This is a genomic window from Streptomyces phytophilus (assembly GCF_013870535.1).
Lineage (GTDB): Bacteria > Actinomycetota > Actinomycetes > Streptomycetales > Streptomycetaceae > Streptomyces > Streptomyces phytophilus.
This window is the reverse complement of sequence record NZ_JACBXC010000255.1, coordinates 1-6,302: the sequence shown is the minus strand read 5'-3', so window position 1 is coordinate 6,302 and position 6,302 is coordinate 1. Positions and strand designations below refer to the sequence as shown.

2 protein-coding genes are annotated in these 6,302 nt (G+C 75.3%); both read right to left on the bottom strand.

What is annotated here, in order from left to right; genetic code table 11:
- Positions 1 to 5,211 (bottom strand): non-ribosomal peptide synthetase (locus tag H5J30_RS14035; protein WP_181787770.1); only part of this gene is annotated, 5,211 nt, incomplete at its 3' end.
- On the bottom strand, positions 5,208 to 6,302 hold a 1,095-nt coding region (locus H5J30_RS14030; RefSeq protein WP_258563308.1), incomplete at its 5' end, for a condensation domain-containing protein. The genes H5J30_RS14035 and H5J30_RS14030, both read right to left, overlap by 4 nt.

The window sequence follows — 6,302 nt, the reverse complement described above, 5'->3', positions numbered from 1 at the left end:
CTGGCGGCCGAGCCAGCCGAGGTAGTCGGCGTACGAAGAGACGGCCGGGAGCCGGCTCCGGTCGCCGGCCGCGGCGTACGCGGCGGAGACCTCACCGATCAGCAGCGGCAGCGACCAGCCGTCCATGACGATGTGGTGGTTGCTGACGAGAAGATGGTGCCGGTCCTCGCCGAGGCGGACCAGCAGGAACCGCAGCGGCGGCGCGGCGGTGAGGTCGAACCGCTCGGCCCGGTCCTCCTCCGCCAGCCGCCGCAGCTCGCGTTCCGCGTCGGCCGCGGTGAGCCCGGAGAGATCGGCCTCGCGCCACGGCAGCGGTACGTCACGGGCGATGACCTGCACCGCTTCACCCGACGCGAGCCGGTGGAAGCTCGCGCGGAGGATGGGGTGCCGGTCGAGGACCGTCGCCCAGGCGGCGCGCAGCCGTTCCGTGTTCAGCGGCCCGTCGAGCGCGAGGGCACGGCGGCCCTCGTAGACGTCCGGGCCGGCGTCGTCGAAGTCGGCGTGGAACAGCAGCCCTTGCTGCAGCGGCGACAGCGGCCACACGTCGGCGAGCGCGGGCACGGCGGCTTCCAGCTCCTCCACGGCTTCCTGGGTGAGGGCGAGGAGCGGAAAGTCGGAGGGCGTGTGCCCACCAGTGGTCGGGGTCCCGGCGTGGGCGGCGAGACCGGCGAGCATCCGCAGCCAGGTGGCGCCCAGGCGGTCGGCGTCCGCGTCGTCCAGCAGGCCGCCGGCCCAGGAGAGGGTCAGCGTCAGCTCCGGGCCTTCGGGCCCGTCCTGGACGACGGCGCCCGCCTCCAGCGCGTGCGCCACGGGCATGTCGGGGGCGACGGAGCCGCCGAGGGCGGTGTCACCGGCGGGCTGCCAGGCGCGTACGGAAGCGGCGGGCGCGGCGGTGGGGAAGCGGCCGAGGTAGTTGAAGCCGATCTGCGGCTGCGGCAGCGCCGCCATCGCCTCGGCCGTCCCGGGGTTGAGGTAGCGCAGCAACTCGTAGCCCAGGCCGTCCCCGGGGACGGTGCGCGCCTGCTCCTTCACGGTCTTCAGCAGCGCACCCGCCGCCGTGCCGCCCGCGCGTACGCCGTCGAGATCGATTCCGGACAGCGAGGCCCGCACGGGCCGGCCGCTGGTGAACCAGCCCACCGTGCGCGCCACGTCCGCGTCCCCGAACTCCCCGCGCCCGTGCCCCTCGATGTCGACGAGCACGCCGTCGTACGTCCCCGGGCGCTGCCCGGCGACGGCTCCGGCGAGCGTGGCGAGCAGCACGTCCTGAATGCCGGTGTGGAACGCGGCGGGGGTGCGGCCCGTCAGCGTCTGCGCCTGCTCGGCGGGCACGGTCCAGGTGCGCGAGCGCAGGGTCGCCGCGGTGTCGCGGGCCGGGTCGAGCGCGCGTGTGCCGAGGGGCGGCTCCGGTGCGCCGAGCAGGTCGGCCCACGCGGCGGCCTCCGCCGTCCGCTCCGGCCGTACGGCCTCCGCGGCCAGCGCCCGCGACCAGCGGCGGAACGACGTCGCCACCGGCTCCAACTCCGGCTTCCGCCCCTCACCCGCCGCCTCGCACGCCGCCCGCAGATCCGGCAGCAGGATCCGCCACGACACCCCGTCGACCACCAGATGATGGACCACGAGGACGATGCGCCCGGTCCGGGACGGGCCCGCGTCCAGCCACACGGCCTGCACCATGACTCCGGCCGCCGGGTCCAGCCGCCCGACCGCCGCCCGGGCCTCGCGCTCCGCGAGCGCGTCGAGACCGCCATCGCCGCTGTCACCGCCGTCGCCGCCGCCGTCGTCGTCGTCGAGGCCGTCCGTGTCCGCCGTGTCGATGCGGGTGACGAGCCCGGCCGGGTCGACGGAGCCCCGCCTGCCGACCGTCAGCCGCGGGTTCGCCGCGTCCGCCAGGTCGGCACGGGCCCGCAGCATGTCGTGCGCGTCGAGTACGGCGCCGAGCCCCTCCGTCAGCGCCTCCAGCCCCAGCCCCGCCGGGGCACCCGCGACCGTCCACTGCGCGAACCCGGGCGCGGCGGCCCGTACGCCCAGCCGCCGCATGACCGGCGTCCACGGCACCTCGCCCACGCCCTCGTCCCGTACCGCAGGACGGCGCCGCGCCGACCCGGCGACCAGCACGAGCCGCTCCGGGGTCTTCTCCTCGAAGACCTGCCGCGGCGTCAGCACGTACCCCGCGCGCCGCGCCCGCGACGCGAGCTGCATCGACGTGATGGAGTCGCCGCCGAGCGCGAAGAAGTCGTCGTCCGCGCCGACCCGTTCCAGGCCCAGCACCTCCGCGAACAGCGCGCACAGCGCGGTCTCCGTCCCGCCCTCCGGCGCGCGGCCGGTGGCGTGCCCGGCGAAGTCCGGTGCGGGCAGCGCGGCCCTGTCGATCTTGCCGCTGGTCGTCCGCGGCAGCTCGCCGAGCACGAGCACCGCTGCCGGAACCATGTAGTCGGGCAGTGCCATCGCCACCTGCGCGCGCACCCGGTCGGGGTCGACGTGCCGCCCCTCCGGGACTACGTAGCCGACGAGCCTCCTGTCGCCGGGGCCGTCGTCCCGCGCGACGACCACTGCCTCGGCGACTCCCGCGGTCCGCCGCAGCGCGGCCTCGATCTCGCCCAGCTCGATGCGGTGGCCGCGGACCTTGACCTGCTCGTCGGCGCGGCCGACGAAGACCAGCTCGCCGTCTTCGGTCCAGCGCACGAGGTCGCCGGTGCGGTACATCCGCTCGCCGGGCGCGAACGGGCAGGCCACGAACCGCTCCGCGGTCAGCGCCAGCCGGCCCAGGTAGCCGCGGGCGACACCGGCCCCGGCGAGGTACAGCTCGCCCGCCACCCCGGGCGGTACGGGCTGGAGGAACGCATCCAGCGCGTACACCCGGGAGTTGGTGACGGGACCGCCGATCGGCGGGGTGCCGCGGGGGTCGCGGATCCGGCCGAGCGTGGAGGCGACGGTCGCTTCGGTGACGCCGTACTCGTTGAACAGCTCGCGGCCCGCCAGCCACCGGCCACGCAGCTCGGGCGACCCCGGTTCGCCGCCGAGGACGACGCTGCGCAGGTCCGGCAGGTCGGCGGGCGGCACTTCGGCGAGCAGGGTCGGGGTGGTGGCGACGTAGGTGACGCGTTCGTCGCGCATCAGGCGGGCCAGCTCGCCGCCGGAGAGGTCGAGCCGCACGGGGCCGAGTACGAGCCGGCCGCCGGCGCAGAGCACCGGCCAGATGTCGCTCATCGAGACGTCGAAGCTCGGCGACACCAGTTGCAGGACGCGGCTGTCCGGGCCGAGTTCGTACTGCGATACGCGGTCGGCGACGAGGTTGCGCAGGCCGCGGTGGGTGGCGACGACACCCTTGGGAGTACCCGTGGAGCCCGAGGTGTAGATGACGTACGCCGCATGATCCGCCGTCAACGGCCCGCACCGCTCCCCCGCCCGCAACACCCCACCCGGAAACGCCGCAACCTCCGCGACCACCGCCGGATCATCCAGCACCACAGCCCGCAACCCACCCGGCAACACACCCCCGGTCGCCGACGTACACAACACCACCGCCGGATCCGCATCCCCCAGCACGAACGCCAACCGCTCCGCCGGATAACCCGGATCCACGGGTACGAACACTCCCCCGGCCAACGACACGGCAAGCAGCGCCACCACCTGCGCCGCCGACCGCTCCATCAGCACCGCCACCCGCGTCTCCGGACCCACCCCCGACGCCACCAGATACCGACCAAGCCGACCCGCACGCTCCGCCAACTCCCCGTACGACAACGACACCCCACCACCCACCACCGCCACCGCCCCCGGCGACCGCACCACCTGCGCACCGAACAACTCGGGGGCCGACGGCTCGGGCACGGGTGCCGCGGTGTCGTTCCAGCCGGTGGTCACCAGCGCGCGCCGCCGCGCGTCGACGGCGTCGAGGCGGCCGACGGGGGCCGCCGGATCGGCGACGAGCTGCTCCAGCACCCGCACGAACGACGCGGTGACGGTCTCCGCCCGACCGGCCTCGAACACGTCGCGCCGGTAGAAGAGTTCGGCCCGCAGCTGCTCGCCGGGCCAGGCGATGAGCGTCAGCGGGTAGTGGCCGGCGTCCTGGGGTTCGCCCGCGAAGCGGAGGGACAGGGCCTCGGGGTCGTCGGACTCGGCGGAGGTGAGGGGATAGTTCTCGTAGACGACGAGGGTGTCGAACGTGGCGCCGGGGCCGGCGAGCTTCTGCACGTCGGGCAGCCCGATGTGCTGGTGCGCCATCAGCTCCACCTGGCGCCGCTGGAGGTCGGCGAGGAGGTCCACCGCGGGGCGGGCGGGGTCGAGCCGCACGCGGACGGGCAGCGTGTTGATGAAGAGGCCGACCATGGCCTCGACGCCGGGCAGTTCGGGCGGGCGGCCGGCGGCGGTGGCGCCGAAGACGACGTCGTCGCGGCCGGTGAGCCGGGCCAGGACCAGCGACCAGGCGCCCTGCACCACAGTGTTGACCGTCAGGCCGTGGGCCCGCGCCAGCTCCGCGACGCCCGCGGACAGCTCGGTTCCGAGGGTGAAGCGCACCCGCCCGGGCACCACCGGGCCGTCGAGGGCGTCCGGTGGTACGACGAGCGTCGGCTCGTCGGCTCCGGCGAGCTCGGCGCGCCAGGCGGCCTGTGCCCGGCCTTTGTCCTGGCGGCGCAGCCACGCCAGGTACTGGCCGTAGGAGGGGGCGGGTTTGAGCATGGACAGGTCGCCGCCCGCCTCGTACACCGCTGCCAGCTCGCGCAGCAGGATCGGCATCGACCAGCCGTCGAGGAGGATGTGATGGGTCGTCACCACCAGCCGGTGCCGCTCCTCGCCGAGGCGGACGAGCAGCAGCCGCAGCAGCGGCGGCGCCTCCAGGTCGATGCGCCGGGCGCGTTCCGCGTCGGCCAGTGCCTGGGTCTCGGCGAGTGCGTCGGACTCGGGCAGCGCAGACAGGTCGGCGTCCCGCCACGGCAGCGCCACCTCGTGGGTGACGAGCTGGACGGCCTCGCCGGACGGGCGCCGGTGGAAGCTGGCGCGCAGCGCCGGGTGGCGCGCGAGCAGTCCGGCCCAGGCGGCGCGGAAGCGCCCGTGGTCCAGCGGCCCGTCGACGTCGAGCATGAACTGCACGGTGTAGACGCCGGAGCTGCCGGTGTCGAAGCCGGCGTGGAAGAGCAGCCCTTCCTGCAGCGGCGACAGCGGCCACATCTCTGCCAGGGCGGAGCCCTTGGCGACGGCTGGGGAGTTCACCGGGTCAGTCCTCCTTGGAGCTTCGCCGCGATCGCTTCGAACTGGTCGATCTCGTCCTGGCCGAGGTCGAGGAGGGGGAAGTCGGAGGGGGTGTGCCCGCCGGCCGCCGGGTCCTCGGTGTGGGCGGCGAGGCCGGCGAGCATGTCCAGCCAGGTACGGCCGAGGCGTTCGGCCTCCGCCGCGTCCAGGACCCCGCCGGCCCAGGCGAGCGCAAGGGTGACCTCGGGGCCCACCGGGGTGTCGCGGATCACCGGGTTGGCCTCCAGCACGTGGGTGATCGCCATGCCGGGTGCGGCAGAGCCGCCGACGGCGGCCTCCCCCGCCTGCTGCCACGCCTCGACGCGCCCGGTGCGGCCACCGGCGGTGAAGCGGCCCAGGTAGTTGAAGCCGACCTGGGGTGCGGGCAGCGCGGCCAGCACCTCCGCCGTCTCCGCGTTGAGGTGCCGCAGCAGGCCGTGGCCGAGGCTGTCGCCGGGCACGGTCTGCGCCTGCTCCTTGACCGTCTTCAGCAGCGCACCGGCGGCCGGGCCGCCGCATGCGGCGTCGGCCAGGTCGATGCCGCCGAGATCGAGCCGCAGCGGGTGGACCGCGGTGAACCAGCCCACGGTCTGCGACGGGTCGAGGCCGCCCGCCTCCTCCCGGCCGTGGCCCTCCATGTCCACCAGCAGTCCCGTGTGCCCGCCGGGGCGCCGGTGTGCGACGGCCGCGGCGAAGGTGGCGAGGAGGATCTCGTGCACGCTGCAGTGGTACGCGGTGGGCGTACGGATGAGGAGGGTGGCGGCCTGCTCCGTCGGCACGGTCCACGAGGCGCGGCGCTGGGTGCGCGCGGTGTCCGCCGCCGGGTCGAGCGCCCGCCGGCCGATCAGCGGTTCGGGTTCGACCAGCAGCTTCGTCCACTGCTCCAGCTCCGCCTGGCGGGTCTCGCCCGCGGCCTGGGCGACGAGTGCGCGCGCCCAGCGGCGGAAGGACGTCGGCACCGGGTGCAGGTTCGGCGCCCGGCCCGCGGCCGTCGCCTCGCAGGCGTTCCGCAGGTCGGGCAGCAGGACGCGCCATGACACCCCGTCGACCGCGAGGTGGTGGACGACGAGCGC